The organism is Massilia pseudoviolaceinigra (assembly GCF_030846505.1).
Classification (GTDB): Bacteria; Pseudomonadota; Gammaproteobacteria; order Burkholderiales; family Burkholderiaceae_D; genus Telluria_A; species Telluria_A violaceinigra.
In genome coordinates, this window is the sequence record NZ_JAVCWL010000034.1 from 35654 (window position 1) to 52682 (window position 17029).

Annotated in this window: 17 protein-coding genes and 2 tRNA genes; 12 read left to right on the forward strand and 7 right to left on the reverse strand. The window is 63.2% G+C overall.

What is annotated here, in order from left to right:
- The first annotated feature begins 314 nt into the window (after nt 1–314).
- The 5 genes from RBA40_RS26755 to RBA40_RS26775 all read left to right on the forward strand — a co-directional run bounded on the left by RBA40_RS26755 (nt 315) and on the right by RBA40_RS26775 (nt 7053).
- A complete protein-coding gene (locus tag RBA40_RS26755) occupies nt 315–2561 on the forward strand; it encodes a putative bifunctional diguanylate cyclase/phosphodiesterase (RefSeq protein WP_306651332.1) in 2247 nt (748 codons plus the stop codon).
- A 160-nt stretch (nt 2562–2721) separates the two neighbouring features.
- Complete coding sequence (locus RBA40_RS26760; protein ID WP_306651335.1) at nt 2722–3534, forward strand: PEP-CTERM sorting domain-containing protein; 813 nt, start codon at nt 2722–2724, stop codon at nt 3532–3534.
- An 8-nt stretch (nt 3535–3542) separates the two neighbouring features.
- Nucleotides 3543–4271 (forward strand): PEP-CTERM sorting domain-containing protein, encoded by a 729-nt coding sequence (locus RBA40_RS26765; RefSeq protein ID WP_306651336.1) that lies wholly within the window; start codon nt 3543–3545, stop codon nt 4269–4271.
- Between the two features lie 92 nt (nt 4272–4363).
- The gene (locus RBA40_RS26770; protein WP_306651338.1) at nt 4364–5596 is read left to right on the forward strand and encodes a putative DNA modification/repair radical SAM protein; all 1233 of its coding nucleotides are present in this window, start codon (nt 4364–4366) and stop codon (nt 5594–5596) included.
- Nucleotides 5572–7053 (forward strand): UdgX family uracil-DNA binding protein, encoded by a 1482-nt coding sequence (locus RBA40_RS26775; RefSeq protein WP_306651340.1) that lies wholly within the window; start codon nt 5572–5574, stop codon nt 7051–7053. The genes RBA40_RS26770 and RBA40_RS26775 overlap by 25 nt, the downstream gene beginning before the upstream one ends.
- A 27-nt stretch (nt 7054–7080) precedes the next feature.
- On the opposite strand, the gene RBA40_RS26780 is transcribed toward RBA40_RS26775, so the two are convergent.
- A complete protein-coding gene (locus RBA40_RS26780; RefSeq protein ID WP_306651342.1) occupies nt 7081–8205 on the reverse strand; it encodes a hypothetical protein in 1125 nt (374 codons plus the stop codon).
- A 284-nt stretch (nt 8206–8489) separates the two neighbouring features.
- On the opposite strand from RBA40_RS26780, the gene RBA40_RS26785 reads away from it, so the two are divergent.
- Nucleotides 8490–8565: transfer RNA gene (locus RBA40_RS26785), tRNA-Arg, on the forward strand.
- A 331-nt stretch (nt 8566–8896) separates the two neighbouring features.
- Here the strand turns inward: RBA40_RS26785 and RBA40_RS26790 are convergent.
- The gene (locus RBA40_RS26790; protein ID WP_306651344.1) at nt 8897–9073 is read right to left on the reverse strand and encodes a hypothetical protein; all 177 of its coding nucleotides are present in this window, start codon (nt 9071–9073) and stop codon (nt 8897–8899) included.
- A 99-nt stretch (nt 9074–9172) separates the two neighbouring features.
- Here RBA40_RS26790 and RBA40_RS26795 point away from each other — a divergent pair.
- Nucleotides 9173–9246: transfer RNA gene (locus RBA40_RS26795), tRNA-Gly, on the forward strand.
- Between the two features lie 502 nt (nt 9247–9748).
- On the opposite strand, the gene RBA40_RS26800 is transcribed toward RBA40_RS26795, so the two are convergent.
- The 4 genes from RBA40_RS26800 to RBA40_RS26815 all read right to left on the reverse strand — a co-directional run bounded on the left by RBA40_RS26800 (nt 9749) and on the right by RBA40_RS26815 (nt 12067).
- Complete coding sequence (locus RBA40_RS26800) at nt 9749–10030, reverse strand: hypothetical protein (protein ID WP_306651345.1); 282 nt, start codon at nt 10028–10030, stop codon at nt 9749–9751.
- Nucleotides 10027–10557: a type II toxin-antitoxin system VapC family toxin gene (locus tag RBA40_RS26805; RefSeq protein ID WP_306651347.1), complete on the reverse strand. Its 531-nt coding sequence runs from the start codon at nt 10555–10557 to the stop codon at nt 10027–10029. The genes RBA40_RS26800 and RBA40_RS26805 overlap by 4 nt, the downstream gene beginning before the upstream one ends.
- On the reverse strand, nt 10554–11285 hold the full coding sequence (locus tag RBA40_RS26810; protein WP_306651348.1) for a hypothetical protein: 732 nt from the start codon (nt 11283–11285) through the stop codon (nt 10554–10556). The genes RBA40_RS26805 and RBA40_RS26810 overlap by 4 nt, the downstream gene beginning before the upstream one ends.
- A gap of 74 nt (nt 11286–11359) precedes the next feature.
- Nucleotides 11360–12067 (reverse strand): LexA family transcriptional regulator, encoded by a 708-nt coding sequence (locus tag RBA40_RS26815; protein ID WP_306651350.1) that lies wholly within the window; start codon nt 12065–12067, stop codon nt 11360–11362.
- Between the two features lie 88 nt (nt 12068–12155).
- Between RBA40_RS26815 and RBA40_RS26820 the strand changes: the two genes are divergently transcribed.
- From RBA40_RS26820 to RBA40_RS26835, 4 genes are all read left to right on the forward strand, one after another.
- Nucleotides 12156–12368, forward strand: a complete 213-nt coding sequence (locus tag RBA40_RS26820) for a helix-turn-helix transcriptional regulator (protein WP_167089216.1) — start codon at nt 12156–12158, stop codon at nt 12366–12368.
- A 282-nt stretch (nt 12369–12650) separates the two neighbouring features.
- Nucleotides 12651–13064, forward strand: coding sequence for a phage holin family protein (locus RBA40_RS26825; protein WP_306651352.1), 414 nt, complete (start codon nt 12651–12653; stop codon nt 13062–13064).
- A 138-nt stretch (nt 13065–13202) separates the two neighbouring features.
- Nucleotides 13203–13883 (forward strand): tRNA (guanosine(46)-N7)-methyltransferase TrmB, encoded by a 681-nt coding sequence (trmB, locus tag RBA40_RS26830; RefSeq protein ID WP_306651391.1) that lies wholly within the window; start codon nt 13203–13205, stop codon nt 13881–13883.
- A 128-nt stretch (nt 13884–14011) separates the two neighbouring features.
- Entirely contained in the window at nt 14012–15187 is a 1176-nt protein-coding gene (locus RBA40_RS26835; RefSeq protein ID WP_306651353.1) for a DUF418 domain-containing protein, read from the forward strand.
- Here the strand turns inward: RBA40_RS26835 and RBA40_RS26840 are convergent.
- Nucleotides 15111–16040 (reverse strand): DMT family transporter, encoded by a 930-nt coding sequence (locus RBA40_RS26840; RefSeq protein ID WP_306651354.1) that lies wholly within the window; start codon nt 16038–16040, stop codon nt 15111–15113. The two genes, RBA40_RS26835 and RBA40_RS26840, sit on opposite strands and share 77 nt — an antisense overlap.
- Nucleotides 16041–16141: 101 nt before the next feature.
- Here RBA40_RS26840 and RBA40_RS26845 point away from each other — a divergent pair, with 101 nt between their 5' ends.
- Nucleotides 16142–17029 carry an AraC family transcriptional regulator gene (locus RBA40_RS26845; protein ID WP_306651356.1) on the forward strand — a complete coding sequence of 296 codons (888 nt, stop codon included), beginning with the start codon at nt 16142–16144 and terminating at the stop codon, nt 17027–17029.

Genomic DNA, 17029 nt, shown 5'->3' on the forward strand with positions numbered 1-17029 from the left:
AATAAAACTTTTGCCTTGGGTAATGTTCCCCGGGTCAACATTCGTGCATATATGCTAAGATAGCCGTTTTTAAAACCTGACACGCTGCCCAAACCTCGCGCGCGACAGGTGCAATCTGATTTTTTCGTCGTGGCCGCATTGCGTAGTGCGCCACCTCCAACCATCGACCATTTGGCGGCAGTTTTCGACACAATGCAGCATTCGGACAACGATCTTCGCAAGCGGCCAGGGCGTGCCCTGCTACCACTGTTTCCCGTACCAGCCGGGCAAGTGCGCGTTGCCGATGCGGACGATGGATTCCGTTTAAGGCTCCAATGAACGACAATCCTGCCAGCGCACCGTCGCCGGCCGCTTCCGCCGCCGAGCCGACCGCCTCTTTCGGCGAGGCCGATATCCCCGCGCTGCCGCGCATCCTGCTGATCGACGACGAGCCGCGCCTGCTGTCGGCCCTGCACGACCTGCTGCGCGACCGCGGCTTCGAGCTGGTAACTGCCAAGAGCGGCGCCGAAGCACTGGCGCAGCTGAGTACCCGGCGTTTCGACCTGGTGCTGCTGGACCTGCGCCTGCCCGACATGAGCGGGCACGAGATCATGGACTTCATCAACGAGCGCGATATCGATGCCGACGTGATCGTCATGAGCGGCGACGTCGGCATCGAGGCGGCCATCGGCGCCCTCAAGCGCGGCGCCTACGATTATCTGCGCAAGCCGTACAGCCGCGAAGAGATGCTCAAGACGGTCGGCAACGCGCTGCAGCAGCGCAGCCTGACCATGGCCAACGAGCGCATCGCCTCGCAGCTGGAAAACTCCGAGAAGCTGTACCGCTACCTGGTCGACAGCTCGCCCGACATCATCTACACCCTCAATCACGAGGGCCGCTTCACCTTCATCAACGACCGCGCCTTCCAGCTGCTGGGCTTCGCGCGCGAAGACCTGATCGGCCAGCACTACACGATCCTGGTGCACGACGAAGACCTGGAGCGCGCGCGCTACGCCTTCAACGAGCGCCGGGTCGACGAGCGCGCTTCGCGCAATGTCGAACTGCGCCTCAAATGCCACGCGCGCGCGGGACAGAACCGGGCGTTCAACACGACCCTGATGACGATCTCGCTCAATTCGATGGGCATGCACGTGCCGGATCACGACGTCAAGAAGCTCGAGTTCTACGGCACCTACGGCGTGGCGCGCGATATCACCGACCGCAAGCGCGCCGAAGAAGTCATTTCGTACCAGGCTTACCACGACATCCTGACCGACCTGCCGAACCGCATGCTGTTCAAGGACCGCCTTGGTCTGGCGATCATCCAGGCCAAGCGCAAGCTCACCGAGCTGGCCGTGATGTTCATCGACCTCGACCGCTTCAAGCTGGTGAACGACACGCTCGGCCACGTCAAGGGCGACGAGCTGCTGCAGCAGGTCGCGCTGCGCCTGAAGCAATGCCTGCGCGATGGCGACACCCTGGCGCGCCAGGGCGGCGACGAATTCACCATCGTGCTGCCGGAACTGGCCGGACGCGGCGAAGCGAAGGCGATCGCCGAAAAATTCCTCACCTGCCTGCACCTGCCGTTCGACCTCGATGGGCACCAGGTGCACGTATCGGCCAGTATCGGCATTGCCATCTATCCGGGCGACGGCGAGTCGATCGACGAGCTGCTGCGCCACGCCGACATCGCCATGTACCAGGTCAAGGCGCTGGGCAAGAACGGCCACAGTTTTTATCACAACTCGATGCTCGACGTGTCGCACCAGAAGATCGCGCTGGAACAGAGCCTGCGCAAGGCGCTCGAGCAGAACGAGCTGGAAATGTACTATCAGCCGCAGATCGACGTGATCACCGGCCGCATCATCGGCGCCGAAGGGCTGATGCGCTGGAATCATCCGCAGCGCGGCGTGCTGACCGCGAACGAGTTCCTGCCGTTCGCCGAAGACAATGGCCTGATGCTGCCGATTTCGGACTGGATGCTCGACGCCTTGTGCCGCGATATGCTGGTGTGGAACGAGAACGGCGGCGAGGCGATCCGCCTGTCGCTCAATCTGTCGCCGCAATACCTGGACCGCGGCGACTTTTTCGAGAAGATGCGCGGCGCGCTGCTGCGCTACGGGATTTCGCCGGCGCAGATCGAAGTCGAGATCACCGAGAATATCTGCATCCGCAACCCGCAATACGCGATCGAGCAGTTGAACAAACTGTGCCAGCTGGGCGTGTCGGTGGCGATCGACGATTTCGGCACCGGTTACTCGTCGCTGTCCTACCTGCACCGCTTCCCGATCCACACGATCAAGATCGACCAGTCGTTTGTGAAGGAAATCCACGACGAGCAGGGGCATTATCCGGTCATCCTGGCCATCATTTCGATCGCGCGCGGCCTGGGCCTGCACCTGATCGCCGAGGGCGTCGAAACCGAGGTGCAGGCACGCTACCTCAAATCGAACGGCTGCCTGACCATGCAGGGTTACCTGTTCCATCATCCGATTTCCCTGGACAGCTTCCTCGACGTGCTGCGCGAGCAGGAAGTGCAACTGGCCGCTTGCCGGGCCATGCCGCAGGCCAAGCGGGCCTGATTGCGCGTTTGGCCATCGCGCTCTTGCGCGCCCTGCGCTCATCCTGCTGCGGCGCGCGGGGCATGCGTGTGCATTCCGTGCTAACGAAATTGTAACGTCATTATCGTTTCCATATTATTTTCCAGTAATATTAATGGAACGTTAACTCGCGGGAATAATAATGTCCATCCTTCCTTGCCGCTTTGCCAGTGGCAGCATCGCCCTTGCCGCACTGTTGGCCTTCGCACCGCTGAGCGCGAGCGCCGCGACCCATCTCGAAACCACGGCATTCTCCTTCGATTCGGCCTCGCCGGGACGGGCCGATGCGCTGGTTGCCGACGCCAATGGGGCCACCACGATCTCCCTGCTCGGCGCGCGCGACATGTTCAAGTATGACGCGGAGAACCGGACCGGAAACGGGCCGTACGACAATTTGTACCAGGGGGTGTTCCAGCTCAACGTGCGTGCCGGCTACAAGATCACCGGCTACTCGCTCATGGGCACGTTTTCGGGCGAACACTACGTCGGACAATTGCCCACCGGGACGAACGAGAACATCATGCCCCTGGACTGGGGCGCGGCATACGCCGGAGCCGGCGTGGCGATTCGCGCCGACCTGCCGGCCACGGGCGGCGCGGTCCCGCCCCTCTCCCATACGACGGTCAACCTGAACGGCACGCAGGGCTTCACGCTCGACAGCGGCCCGCTGGACCATGCAGGGCTACTGAACCTGTACGTCGAAGGCAGTGCCTACGCCGAACGCACGCACGCTGAATGGTGGTACCTCGATTATGGGTTCCGGGGAAGGGATGCGTCCTATGCCAAGATCGAGCTCAGCCGTCCGCTGTTGCTCACCGTCTATACCCAAGCCGTCCCCGAGCCGCATACCTACGCCCTGACCCTGGCGGGACTGGCGCTGATCGGCGGCGCCTTGCGGCGCCGCCGCCGGCTGGCGCAACGCGCCGCCCACACTGATTCTTCTTTGAAGGGATGAGCATGACCATGCGCCCGCCACTGTTTGCCGCCGCCGTACTGGCCACCCTGTTCGCCGGGGCACCCGCCCACGCCGCCGCGCCCGTGCACATCGACGCGACCGGACTGACCTTCGATACCGCCGCCTCCGGCCGTGCCGAGACCTTGATATCGGACATCAACGGGGTCGCCATCTTCGCCCTGCCCAACGCCGCCGATCAGCTCCCTCTCGACCAACCCTCCTACGGATTCTTCCACAACACGTACTCCGGGCTGTTCCAGTTGAATACCCGCCCGGGCTACAAGATCACCGGCTATTCGCTGTCGGGCGAATTCGGCGGTACCCTCTCGGTGCCGGCGGTGCCGGAAGGACTGAATGGTACCGTCGGTGTGGCCGCCACCCGCGCCGCCCTGTCGTTGGGCGCCCGCTTGCCGGACGCTAGCGGCATGCCAACCAGCTCTCACGCCCTGGCCGACTTGAACGGCACCAACGGCTTTACTTTGAGCAGCGGCCCGCTCGACCATACGGGCGCGCTGGCGCTTCAGCTCGACGGCTACACCTACGGCTTCAGCAAGCCGTCCACCTGGACGGAGGGGCCCTGGCACTCAACAGCGCCCTCGACGGCGCACCTGTGGCTGAAGGACAGCCTGCGCCTGACCGTGTACACCACGGCGGTGCCGGAACCGCACAGCTATGCGCTGATGCTGGCGGGCCTGGCGCTGGTGGGCGGACTGGCGCGGCGCCGCAACAAGGCGTAACAATCGCGCAGAATCGGGGCGCACATCGCGTGCGCCCGTCCGTGGGAATGGTGTAATATACTGTATATACATACAGTTGAGCACCAAGTCCCATGGAACTGACCGACAAGCTGGAAATCCTCGCGGATGCAGCAAAGTACGATGCGTCCTGCGCCAGCAGCGGCGCGCCCAAACGCACTTCCGAGGGCAAGGATGGCATCGGCGCCACCAATGGCATGGGTATTTGCCACAGCTACACGCCGGACGGGCGCTGCGTCTCCCTGCTCAAGATCCTGCTGACCAATTTCTGCGTGTACGACTGCCAGTATTGCGTCAACCGCCGCACCTCCAACGTGCCGCGCGCGCGGTTTTCGGTCGATGAAGTGGTCAAGCTGACGGTCGATTTTTACCTGCGCAACTATATCGATGGCTTGTTCCTCAGTTCCGGCATCATCCAGTCGGCCGACTACACCATGGAGCAATTGGTGGCCATCGCGCGGCAGTTGCGCGAAGTCCACAATTTCCGTGGCTACATCCACCTCAAGACCATTCCCGACGCCGACGCCGCCCTGATCGCCGCCGCCGGCAAGTATGCCGACCGGCTCAGCGTCAACATCGAACTGCCGACCGAGGGCAGCATCACGCGCCTGGCGCCCGAAAAAAGCGTGCACACCATCAAGCTGGCGATGGGCTCGATCCGCCGCAAGCTCGACGAAAAGGCCGAGGAGCCGCGCGCGCCCAAGTTCGCGCCGGCCGGGCAGAGCACGCAGATGATCGTCGGGGCGGACGCCAGCGACGACCAGACCATCCTCAACACGGCCGAAACCCTGTACGGCAGCTACAAGCTCAAGCGCGTCTACTATTCTGCCTTCAGCCCGATTCCGCAAAGCCCCGACAGCGTGCCGCTGGCGCCGCCGCCCATGCAGCGCGAGCACCGGCTGTACCAGGCCGACTTCCTCATGCGCGGTTACGGCTTCAACGCGGCCGAACTGCTGCCGGCGGCCGGCAACCTGGCGCTCGACATCGATCCCAAGCTGGCCTGGGCACTGGCGCACCGCGAGCATTTCCCGATGGACTTGAACATGGCCGAGGAATCGATGATCGCGCGCGTGCCCGGCATCGGCCTGCGCAACGCCAGGCGCCTGGTGGAGCTGCGCCGCCTGCGCCGCATCCGCTACGCCGACCTGACCCGGCTGCGCTGCAGCATGAAAAAAATCGCGCCCTTCATCGTCACGGCCGACTACCGCCCGGCCTCGGACACCACCGCGTCGGAGGTACTGCGCCGCTCGATGGCCGAACATTCACCACGGCAGCTGGACTTATGGGCGCAATTGCAGGCGGCGTAAGCGCGGCCGCGTCGGCCGCGGCCGGGCGCCCGGTACTGGTCCATTCCTTCGACCAGTGGCGCCACGCCGCGCGCGACCTGCTGGCGCACAAAGTGCCGCCCCACGCGGTGCAGTGGATTTCGCACAAGGATGATGGCGATCTGTTTTCGCAGGCCGCGGAACCGCAGGCGTCGGAGGCTGTCCAAACTGACAGCAAGTCCACCATGCGCATACCGCGCCAGCTGATGGACATGCTGCAAAGCGCGGCCTGCTGCCGCGTGCCGAACCGCTGGGCGTTTTTATACCTGGTCCTGTGGCGCTGGCAGCAGGGCGAAAAGGACGTGCTCTCGGCCGCCGACGAAGATGGTGCCCGCCTGCACGCCATGGTCAAGGCGGTGCACCGCGAGGAGCACGACATGCACGCATACATCCGTTTCCGCGAGCGCCGCGAAGATGCCGGTCCGCCCCGTTTCGTCGCCTGGTTCGAACCGGCCCACGACGTGCTGCCGCAGGTGGCGCGCCACTTTGCCAGCCGCATGGGCAAGGTGACGTGGATGATCGCCACGCCCGAAGCCAGCGTGCTGTGGGATGGCGCCACCCTGCACAGCACCGGCCCGCTGATGCGCGGCCCGGAAGACATCGACGACGCCGGCGAAGCCTTGTGGTTGACGTATTACCGCAGCATTTTCAACCCGGCCCGCCTCAATGCCGACCTGATGCATGGACACATTCCCACCCGCTTCTGGAAGAACCTGCCCGAAGGCGCGGTCGTGCCCGAAATGGTGTCGCAGGCGGCGGCCGGGGCGCGCAAGGTGGGCCAGACGCACAGCGTGGGGCAGCGCGGCGGCACCGTCATTCCCATTTCGGCCGACAAGGCGCAGCCGCAGCGCGACGCGCCCAGCACGCTCGACCAGTGCCGCCGCTGCGAACTGTGGCAGAACGCAACCCAGGCGGTCGGCGGCGTCGGCCCGGTCGACGCGCGCATCATGCTGGTGGGCGAGCAGCCGGGCGACCAGGAAGACCTGGCCGGCCTGCCGTTCGTCGGCCCGGCCGGGCAACTGCTCGACCGCGCCATGGCCAAGGCCGAGCTGGACCGGCGCACGATCTACCTCACCAATGCCGTTAAGCACTTCAAATGGGAGCCGCGCGGCAAGCGGCGCATGCACAAGACGCCGGCCCAGCGCGAGGTCGACGCCTGCAGCTACTGGCTCGGCAGCGAGCTGGAGCAGGTCCAGCCGGAGGTCATCGTTGCCCTCGGCAGTACCGCGCTCAAGGCGGTGACGGGCAATCCGCACGCCACGCTCAAGGACGTGCTGGGCAAACCGTTCATGCACGAGGGGCGCTGGGTGGTGGTGGTGTATCACCCGTCCTACATCTTGCGCGTGCCGGGCGAGGACATGAAGGCGCAAGCGTTCGGCGTGATGGTCGATGGCTTGCGCCAGGCGCGCGAACTGGCGGCACCAGCGGCGGCGCCTTGATGACGCGCTGGTGCCAGGTGCGGACCGTTATGCCGCCGGCCGCACGCCACCCACATGCGCGCCAACGCAGCGCATCAGCGCATGGCTGCCTGCATAGCATGCGGTGACGACGCATCCCACGAGGGCATAACAAAGCATCCCCGGCTGCTGCATCAGGCGGTGGCCGAACAGGTCGGCAGCGATGGCGGTGACCAGCATCATCAAGGGAAAATGAAACAGAAAGGCCACGCTGGCGCTGTCGGCCAGATGGCGATTCAGCCTGGCAAAGAAGGATGGCGCCGCCGCATCCACCCTGGAGGGCTGCGGGCTGCGGTAGAGCACGGCAGCGACCGCGGCGAAGCCCACGCCGACGAGCACGTACTTCCAGAACATCAGCATCGGTCCCCATGGCACCGGCAGCAGATCGGTGCGAGCCCCAGCCAGGCGCGAAAACAGGAGGGCCGCGGCCAGCAAGGCCCAGGCCACCAGCGGATGGAGGAGAGGCCGCTGCCACGGTCCGTGCAGGCCGATGCCTACGCCCAGCAGCCAGATCGTCAGCCAGGGCCAGAATGTCGGCGGCATCCACACCGCCAGGCCCAGCAGCAGCGCGGCGCTCATCGCCACGCTCCACGGTTTGCCGCTGCGCCACGCGTGCCGCAGCAAAACCAGCAGGCAGCATGACCACCACAAGAAAGCGTACAGGTACAGCATGCCGTTGCTGCCGAAGGTCGGCACCAGCACAGGTTGCAGCATGAACAGGTTGCCGAAAAAGGCACTCCAGCTCAGCGTTACCGTACTAAAGGCGGGAAAGTCCGAGTACACGCCCGACGCATTGAGGAAATGCGCGCCGGTCAGGTCGAGCAGGCCGCCCAGGACCAGCACGGGCAACAGCGCCAGATGCGAGCGCCACCAGCGGCCCAGCAGGGCAAGTTCACCCTGCGCCGACGGCTTGTCTCGCAGAACCAGGCCGGCGAAAATGCCGTTGACGACGAAGAACACCGCAAAGGATTCGTGCCCCAGTCCGGTGAGGAAATAAAACACCTGATCGACACGGGACTTGTCGGTCAGGGCATTGTAGTCGACCAACATGAGGAAGCGGACGTGGTACAGGAGCGCCATCAAGGCGCTGATCCACAGCGACATGTCGAGGAATGATGTAAAGCGTCTATTCATTTTGCGCTCCTTCATGGGGCCCGGACGTCAGCCCAGCGGCCTATTGTCTATGCATGTGATCGGCTGTAGTTTGTGGTCCGACAAAGAGGCGGGCCTCTGCCGCATCAGCGTAGTGGCAGTCTTCAATCCGGAACACCGATTGGCGCCGGGCGCGGCGGTGTGGTGAACCGTGGATGAGGGGGCAAGATGGCGAAGGAATCGAAAACCCTTGGGTACGGGGCGGCCGGGCGCTATAATGCGTGCGACCGTTCAGGTCGTCCAAGCGTCCGAATCGGACCAGAAATGCGGCTGTAGCTCAATGGATAGAGTATTGGCCTCCGAAGCCAAGGGTTGTGGGTTCGATCCCCGCCAGCCGCACCAACAAGTCAATCAGCGTTACTCGCTTTCATTTTGCAGTCCCGCGGCCCTTGCATCTCCCGGCCGGCTACCTGCTCCGCCTTGCCGTAATCACCGCCAATGCCCAGCTTGGCATGGTGTGGGCACGTCAACGATTCCACGTCAATGTAAGGCAATCGCTGGAATCGTTGAGAAATATCACGACAGGCTAGTCCAACTTGGTATCTATATTCTGAATTTTTTGCTTATTAAATACAATGCTCGGATTTGCACAACTATTAAAAATAATACCAATAGAAAACCTCGTTGCATATAAAAAGCAGTGTGTTGATTCGGACAGAGACAGTCTGGACGATCAAGGCTTGTATTGGAGGGACAACCTTCCACGCCTTCTGCTGACAGCAGCAAATGTCACGCCTTCACAGAGCAGTTCCATTCCCTTGACCAGCCAGTTTCGCTCTGCCGACGTCAACATGTGCACAGCACTGTCGTAAGCCATTTCCTCGATTGCTAAGCCGATCAGGGCCACCATCGGGCCTTCCCAGGATCAGCGGCCAGCACTGTTGTCATCACATCCGCTGTGGCTGAAATTTGTCAAAAACACCAAAACCCGCGTAGAATACGGCTGCACGCGGGTGTAGCTCAATGGTAGAGCAGAAGCTTCCCAAGCTTACGACGAGGGTTCGATTCCCTTCACCCGCTCCAGTAACACCCCTGTCCTGCGCACCCTCCCGATACTCAGTTTCCCCGGCAACCCCGCTTCTTACCTCTTGCATCAAAGCTGAGCATGGAAGTCGTGAGCGCTTGCATTTCGCTGCGCAACCTTCAGGGTTTCAATGAACAGAAGCTCCGCTTTTTGCGAGTCCATCATCGCGCTTGCGCCGGAAGGCCGGGCATATGATGGCTTACCCGGTCGGCCATCGCGTGGAGCAAATCCCGACCACCTTACGCAGCATCGAAGCGCAATCCCCGTCAGGCAAGATGGAAGCCGGAGCGCAATACGGTACGGCAGTGCGAATGCCGGTTCGCAAGTCCGCCTGCCAGGAGCAATTCCGGGCGCCGGACGGGTGCCCGGTATGCGGGCGCTATCTCAATCGCCAAAGCGATCCATATCCTGTGGCAGACGGATTGACAATCATCCATCTGTGCATAAACCTTGTCCTTGCGGATAGTTTGTCAACCATCGTTCAGATGCACCAGCAGCAGGCTAGAACGGGAGCGCTTCGGTATCCGCGGGCACGGCATTGACATCGACATCGACAAAGGTCACATGTTCGAGCTGCACGAGCGCGAGCAGCTCACTGGTCTGGAATGTGGCAAATGCGCGAAAGCCATTGTTTTCGATAGACACCAACATGATGGGCAAGGCTGGAAAATACGGCTGCAGGCGCACCAGCAGTGCCGCTCCGCGCTCCGGCAGCGTATCGGCCGAATCGACCAGCACGATTGCCAGCTCGAAGCCGCCCACGGCGATGCAGGCAGATTTCATTGCTCGCCCGGGTCGCGATGGACCTGAGAACCTTCGGGGGCAGCATTCAGGTCGAGGATTCTTTGCACGGGTTTGAGCTGCACTTCGTGTGGGCGGAAACAGGGGATCCTCAGGATTTGTGCATCCGCGATCATGTCGTCGTTGTTCGTATAGATCGCGCTGACGCGATATTGACGCGCGATCGCCAATATCTGCCGATCGATTTTGACTTGTTGCCATGCAAGCGAGGATCGGCCCTTCTTCGTGCCTGTGGCGCCAACGATTTCCTGGTGTAGCAGTGCCGCTTCATAGGCGCTGATATCATCGAAGGGAAGAATCTGGACATAGGCCCGCGAACGAAACGCGGTGGAAAAAACACTGGCGGAGGCGTCGCTGCCGCACAAATATTCCGCCCACGCCGGGGCCGGGATGCCAATCACTGTTTTGCTAACGCTTAGTTCAGAAACGAGACCCTGAATCCGCTCCTTCGTTTCCGAAGTTTCCAGCCGGGATAGTTCAACAAGGACGTTGGCATCGAACAGTATCAATCGAGTCCTCGCAGTTTCCGCCATTCGGCTTGGGGATTACTCATTTGAGCCCAGCCGTTGTCCGGAGACGCAAGGACAGATAGCAGGTCTTCAGGGGAGCTCTGATCCAATATTTCCCAGCTATCGATGTCAAGGATGTCCAGGATCCACTTCCCATCTTGTCCACGCGACCATCGACCACTGCCATGCACCCGGATGGGTGCTTCCAGATAATGGCGCGACAGTTTTTTCGCGTTGGCGCCGCCGCGGATCTGGCAACGCACGACCTGTCCTTCCAGATCTTTCAGTGTCACAGGAATCGACGAGTCGCGGCCACCAATTTTAATCACCGTGCCATCGATTGTGGTAGGTTTGGTAATCGAAACTGTTTCAACAATTTTTCGATTTCTTCCAGGAAAAGCAAGGACAACACCGCCGTGCACGTGAACCGCGCCAACCGCATTGTCTCCGCGCAGCAAACAGTCGAGCTGGTTATATGCCTTATGAATAGGGGCGGCTGCCGTGCCCGCACCGACGGATGCCAGTTGCGTCATCACCGTCGTCATCACCGGCTCATCGACCCACACTTGCAGTAGGGCGCTACCCTTTTCGACCACGTCGAAATGAACGTATTCGTCACTCCCATACAGCGTTGACAGCGCTGACAAATACTCGGCCAGCCGGCTCATCGGAAGCGTTTCCGGAGTGCGGCTGTCGATGCTGAACGTAATCTTTTCTTTGGATTCCATGGGATTCCTCGCCTTCTCCGAGTATAGCGGCACTCGTCTCGACACGCTTGCGATAATCGGATGCGTCAGATGCGTCAGATCCGGTCGCTCTCCTTGCGCACCACGCGCCCGACGATGATGCAGTCGCTGCCCCGGCACACCTTGCGGTGGTACTTGCGCTTGTCGGAATTGTCGGACTCCAGCCACCATTCGCCCGCATCGCGCGAGAGCCGCTTGACCACCGCCTCACCCTCATAATTAACGGCGAACACCGCACCATCGACGGGCCGGTTGTCAGCCGTATTGATCACGATGATATCGCCCTCGTACAAGGTCGGCTCCATGCTCTGGCCCTTGACGCGCGTGGCCACCAGACGTTCCGGAATATAGTTGTTGCGACCCACCCAGCCGGCGTCGAGCGGCAAGGTAGCGCCGGTATCGTGCCCGGGATCGGACTGAAAACCGCTGATGCCCGCCGACAGGCGCAACGTCACCATCTTGATCTGCACGAAGCGCGGATCGCCATCCTCGGCCACGATGACCGGCTGCATCTCCCCGGGCAGGCTATCGTCCCCGGCGCCGCGGCGCGCCATCGGCCCCGTGCCTTCGTGCAGCCATTCGAACGCCACCTTGCAGGCCGACGCCAGCGCCGCCAGGGTAGCCGCTTCCGGCCCGCGCGTGCCGCTGCGGTTGAGGATGCGGTTGATGGTCGGCTGCGGCACCCCGGAGGCGCGCGACAGGGCGCTCTGCGACTGGAAACCGGCTTCTTCCATCGCGTGTGTCAGGCGGTCTGAAATAGTCATGAACCAATTATACGCGCATGAATAGATTTTTTCAAAACCGTAGCGTGCTCTTGTTGAAAATCTATCCGAGCGCGTATAGACTGTGCTCATGGAAAAAGACATCTCCACCCTGTTACGGGAAATCAAGGACGCAACCGGGTGGACGGAGATGCGCATGGCGACGGCGCTGGGGACCACCCAGCCAACCGTCAGCCGCATCCTGAACGGCCAGGCGGACTGCAAAATCGCCACCTTTCACGCCATCTGCGCCCTGCACGCGCTGAAATGCCCTCTCGCCCGCGCAAGCGGACCGTTGACCTGACCTGAGGCACACATGAGCAAGACCAATACTGCCAGCGGCCTGTCCGCCGCACCGGGACAGTCACGTCCGCACCCTGTCCAGCGCGCCGTTCCGGCACCGACATGCGCCAGCCGCGCCGCGCCGGCGCGCACCGCTCTGCGTGGCGTGTTGTCGGGCCGCGCCGATGTCCGCGCCCGCGTCAGGCTGCGCGCCGCGCGCCGCCTGATCAACGATTTTTTGGAACGCCGGAGCCCTGGTGGCGCTGACGCTCTTCGATGCCCACCAACGCTTCAAGGAGGTTCTATGCGCACCTTTCTACACCTGAAACCCCGGCTTTGCTGGACCTGGCTGCTCTCCTCATGGGATACCAGTGCAACAGCCGCCACCAACTTCGCCAGCGACCTGTCGAGCATCCCGCTCGATGGCGTGGCCGTCGCCGTCACGCTGTCGCTGGTCGGCGGCGCCGCCGGCACGTTGCAAAAGATCGCCAGTCCCGATGTGGTGATCAAGTCGCTGCCGCTGGAAATCGCCAAGGATATCCTGATCTCCCTGGTGGCCGGCCTGGTGACGTACTCGCTATGCGCGTGGCAGGAGATTCCGCTCCTGCTGCAGCCGGGCTGCATCACCATCGCCGCCTATGGTGGCTCGCGCGTGCTGGAACGCTACCTGTCGGCCGGCATCTCGCGCATGGAGCGCCTCGACGGCAAGCAGGACTAGCCGTCCCGGCGCCTTCTGCACTCCCCCGCTGCCGGCGCCCGCCGCCGGCAGCTGCACTGGCGGCGGCGTACGATATAATGTCGTCCTGCCTTTTTTTCCTCATCCATCCCCATGTCCGCAGATACCCCGAACCGCCCGATGTTGTACGACCCGACCGAACACCGGATTCGCAGTTTCGTCACGCGCGCCGGCCGCCTGTCGATCGCCCAGGCGCGTGCGCTGGAAGAGCTGGGACCGAAGTTCCTGGTCGAATACGCCAAGGCGCCGCTCGACTTTGAACAAGCCTTCGGCCGCCGTGCGCCGGTGATCCTCGAAATCGGCTTCGGCATGGGCGACACCACCTCGCACATCGCCAAGGGCATGCCGGAAAAGGACTTCATCGGCGTCGAAGTGCACACACCCGGCGTGGGCAGCCTGCTCAAGCAGATCGGCGAACAGGATCTGACCAACCTGCGCCTGATCCAGCACGATGCGGTCGAAGTGCTCAACCAGATGATTCCTCCCGCCTCGCTGGCCGGTGTGCACGTGTTCTTTCCCGACCCCTGGCACAAGGCGCGCCACAACAAGCGCCGCCTGCTGCAGCCGCCGTTCGTCAAGCTGCTGGCCGAGCGCCTCGCGCCCGGCGGCTACCTGCACTGCGCCACCGACTGGGAAGACTACGCAGTCCAGATGCTCGAAGTGCTGGGCGCCGAGCCGCTGCTGCAAAACACGGCCGAGGGCTATGCGCCGCAGCCGGCCTACCGTCCCCTGACCAAGTTCGAAAACCGCGGCATCAAGCTCGGTCACGGCGTCTGGGACCTGGTGTTTACCAAAAAATAAGCCGACCTTGGGCTGACCTTGGGCGACGCGGCCATGCAGGCTGCATCGCCACGTATTTTTTCCAAAGTGGTAGCGTTTCCAATTAGAATACGATTTCTTGGTACGCTTCTTCACGAGGAGTTAATACGATGGGTTCAACGGCACCCCGCCTGGACGTGGTCGACGCATTGCGTGGCTTTGCCATCGTCTCGATCATGCTGCTCCATAACATCGAGCACTTCGACCTGTACTACGTCGTGCCCGATCTTCCGGCCTGGCTCGCCGCCCTCGACAAGATCATCTGGAACTGCGCCTTCTTCCTTTTCGGCGGCAAATCGTACGCCATCTTCGCACTGCTGTTCGGCCTGACCTTCCATTTGCAGTCGCAGCGCCGCGCCGGGCGTGGCGAGGATTTCCGCGTTCGTTATGGCTGGCGCCTCCTGATCCTGTTCGGCTTCGGCTTGCTCAACTCGATGTTCTACCACGGCGACATCCTGACCATCTATGCCGTCATCGGCCTGTGCCTGCTGCCGGTGGCGCGCATGCGCGACGGCGTGGTGCTGGCGCTGGCCGCCGCCCTGATGCTGCAGCCGTCCGCCTGGCTGGTTCTGGCCGACGCCATGCGCCATCCGGACGCGAAGATCGGCGACCCGGTCTCGTGGCAGTATTTCGCTCGCATGAATGCGTACCTGACGGGCGACTCGCTCCTGCGCGTCTGGGCCGGCAACCTCACCAACGGCAAGCTGGCGGTGATTCACTGGAGCTGGGAAAACGGGCGCATATTCCAGATCATGTCGCTGTTCATGCTCGGCATGCTGGCCGGGCGCCGCGGGCTGTTCGAGGCAGTGCCCGCAAGCCTGCGCTTCTGGCGCCGCACCCTCGCCGGCGCCGCGCTGCTGTTCATTCCCCTGTTCGCGATCAAGACCATGCTGCCCGACCTGGTCGCCAGCGCCGCCGTGCGCCGCCCGCTGGGCACCATCATCGCTTCATGGTCGAACGTGGCGTTCATGCTGGTGCTGGTGGCGTGCTTCGTGCTGCTGTACCAGGGCGGCGCCTTCACGCGCGCACTGCGGACACTGGCGCCCTTGGGACGAATGAGCCTGACCAGCTACTTCACCCAGTCGATCATCGGCTCCTTCATCTACTACGGTTTCGGCCTTGGCCTGTACAAGGTCACCGGCGCCACCGTGTGCCTGCTGATCGGCGTGGTGCTGGCGGCGCTGCAGTGCGCCTTTTGCGCGTGGTGGCTCAGGCGCCACGCCCAGGGGCCGCTGGAGCAGTTGTGGCACCGGGCGACCTGGATAAGCGCGCGCCAGCCGGCATGAACGCCAGCACGTTCCCGCCCAGGACCAGCAGCAGGCCGCCAACAGCGAGGGCGCTCCACTGGTAACCCTCGAGCACCGTCGACACGCTCAGCGCCACCACCGGGAACAGCACCGTCGAATAAGCCGCGCGGTCAGGGCCGATGCGCCCGACCAGCAGCAGGTAGGCGGTAAACCCGACCACCGAGCCGGGAATGGCCAGGTACAGCAGCGAGGCGGCGTAGCGCATGGTCGGTTCGAGCGCGAAGGGCATGTTCAGCAGCCAGGCGCCGCAACCGAGAATGGTGGCGCCGATCAGCATGGCCCAGGTATTGGTCAGCCACGGCGTCAGGCCGAGTGCCTGCATGCGCGAGGACAGCAGGTTCCCGGTCGAGAAGCACACGGTGCCCAGCAGCGCCAGGCCGAGACCGAGCAGCATGCCGCTGTCGTTCCAGTGTCCGCGCATCTGCGGCAGGAACAGCAGGGCGATGCCGCACAGACCGAGCAGCGCCCCGCCCACCACCTGGCGCCGGATCGGGCGTCCCATGAACAGGCGGCCATTGATCGCATTCCAGATCGGCGCGGTCGAAAACACCACCGCCACCAGCCCGCTCGGCACCCATTGGCTGGCGTAATAGAAGCACAGGAAATTACAGCAGAACAGGGCCAGTCCCTGGGCCAGCAGATAGCGCCAGGCGCTGCGCGGCGGCCAGACCGGTTTGCGCGTGGCGATCAAGAACAGCATCAGTACCGCGCTGGCTATCCAGAAGCGGTAGGCGATCGATACCGGCGCCGGCACCACGCCGAGTTGAAAGGTAATGGCGATCCAGGTGGTACCCCAGATCGCGACGGTGAGAAAGTAGAGGAAGATATTCATGCCCCCATCTTGAACCGGCATGCCTGGTGCGACTTGTCTGATCTTGCGCACTTTGGGCCGGCCGCCGGCAGCGGCGGGCATGCCATGCTAGACTTTTCAGCATGCACTCACGCCCACCGCTCATTTCGCACGCCGTCTTCAACACCATGAGCGGCACCAATGCCACGCTCGAACGCTTCGCGTGGCTGGGCGACGGCTTGGCCGCGGCGATCTGGAAGCGCGAAACCGTGGAGGAATTCACCAGCTATGTGCAGCCGGGCCACCACACCCTGTCGTGCTACCTGGGCGGCGGATACCGTACCGAGCGCGCCGGCGTGCCGGGGCGTTACGGGGCGCCGCAGCAGCTCTGCTCCATGCCCGACTGGCACGAGTCGCAATGGGTCGTGCGCGGCCATGTGCACATGCTGCATGTCTACTTCATGCCCGAGCACTTCACGCGGCGCGCCGTGGCGGAACTGGACCGGGAACCGCGCGAACTGACCCTGGCCGACCGCACCTACTTTGAAAATCCCCGCCTCGTGCAGTTGTGCGAGGCGCTGGTGGGGCAGTCCTGGGAAGAGCCCGACACGCTCCTGCGCGCCAACGAGATCACGCACGAGGCGCTGAGCGAACTGCTTCGTTCGCAGGCCATCGTGCGGCGCGACCTGCGCCTGCGAGGGGGCCTGGCGCCCCTGGTCAGGCGCCGCCTGGCCGACTATATCGAACAGCACCTGGCGCAGCCGATCACCCTGGGCGAACTGGCGCAGCTGGCGTGCATGTCGGAGTTTCATCTGGCGCGCATGTTCCGCGTCTCGTTCGGGATGCCGCCTTCAAGCTGGGTGGCGCAGCGCCGCATCGAACGCGCGCGCGCCCTGCTCAAGGCCGGCAAGCTGCCTTTGCAGCAGATTGCCGCAGCCTGCGGCTACGCGGACCTGAGCCACTTCAGCCATCGTTTCAGCAAAGCGGTGGGGGCGCCGCCCGGGCGTTACCGCCAGGCGCTGGCGGGATGA

Coding starts and splice junctions, on each gene's coding strand:
- RBA40_RS26845 (WP_306651356.1), top strand. CDS start 16,142: ATGCACTCACGCCCACCGCTCATTTCGCACGCCGTCTTCAACACCATG.
- RBA40_RS26775 (WP_306651340.1), top strand. CDS start 5,572: ATGGGCGCAATTGCAGGCGGCGTAAGCGCGGCCGCGTCGGCCGCGGCC.
- RBA40_RS26780 (WP_306651342.1), bottom strand. CDS start 8,205: ATGAATAGACGCTTTACATCATTCCTCGACATGTCGCTGTGGATCAGC.
- RBA40_RS26765 (WP_306651336.1), top strand. CDS start 3,543: ATGCGCCCGCCACTGTTTGCCGCCGCCGTACTGGCCACCCTGTTCGCC.
- RBA40_RS26825 (WP_306651352.1), top strand. CDS start 12,651: ATGCGCACCTTTCTACACCTGAAACCCCGGCTTTGCTGGACCTGGCTG.
- RBA40_RS26810 (WP_306651348.1), bottom strand. CDS start 11,285: ATGGAATCCAAAGAAAAGATTACGTTCAGCATCGACAGCCGCACTCCG.
- RBA40_RS26820 (WP_167089216.1), top strand. CDS start 12,156: ATGGAAAAAGACATCTCCACCCTGTTACGGGAAATCAAGGACGCAACC.
- RBA40_RS26760 (WP_306651335.1), top strand. CDS start 2,722: ATGTCCATCCTTCCTTGCCGCTTTGCCAGTGGCAGCATCGCCCTTGCC.
- RBA40_RS26800 (WP_306651345.1), bottom strand. CDS start 10,030: ATGAAATCTGCCTGCATCGCCGTGGGCGGCTTCGAGCTGGCAATCGTG.
- trmB (WP_306651391.1), top strand. CDS start 13,203: ATGTTGTACGACCCGACCGAACACCGGATTCGCAGTTTCGTCACGCGC.
- RBA40_RS26790 (WP_306651344.1), bottom strand. CDS start 9,073: ATGGTGGCCCTGATCGGCTTAGCAATCGAGGAAATGGCTTACGACAGT.
- RBA40_RS26840 (WP_306651354.1), bottom strand. CDS start 16,040: ATGAATATCTTCCTCTACTTTCTCACCGTCGCGATCTGGGGTACCACC.
- RBA40_RS26770 (WP_306651338.1), top strand. CDS start 4,364: ATGGAACTGACCGACAAGCTGGAAATCCTCGCGGATGCAGCAAAGTAC.
- RBA40_RS26835 (WP_306651353.1), top strand. CDS start 14,012: ATGGGTTCAACGGCACCCCGCCTGGACGTGGTCGACGCATTGCGTGGC.
- RBA40_RS26815 (WP_306651350.1), bottom strand. CDS start 12,067: ATGACTATTTCAGACCGCCTGACACACGCGATGGAAGAAGCCGGTTTC.
- RBA40_RS26755 (WP_306651332.1), top strand. CDS start 315: ATGAACGACAATCCTGCCAGCGCACCGTCGCCGGCCGCTTCCGCCGCC.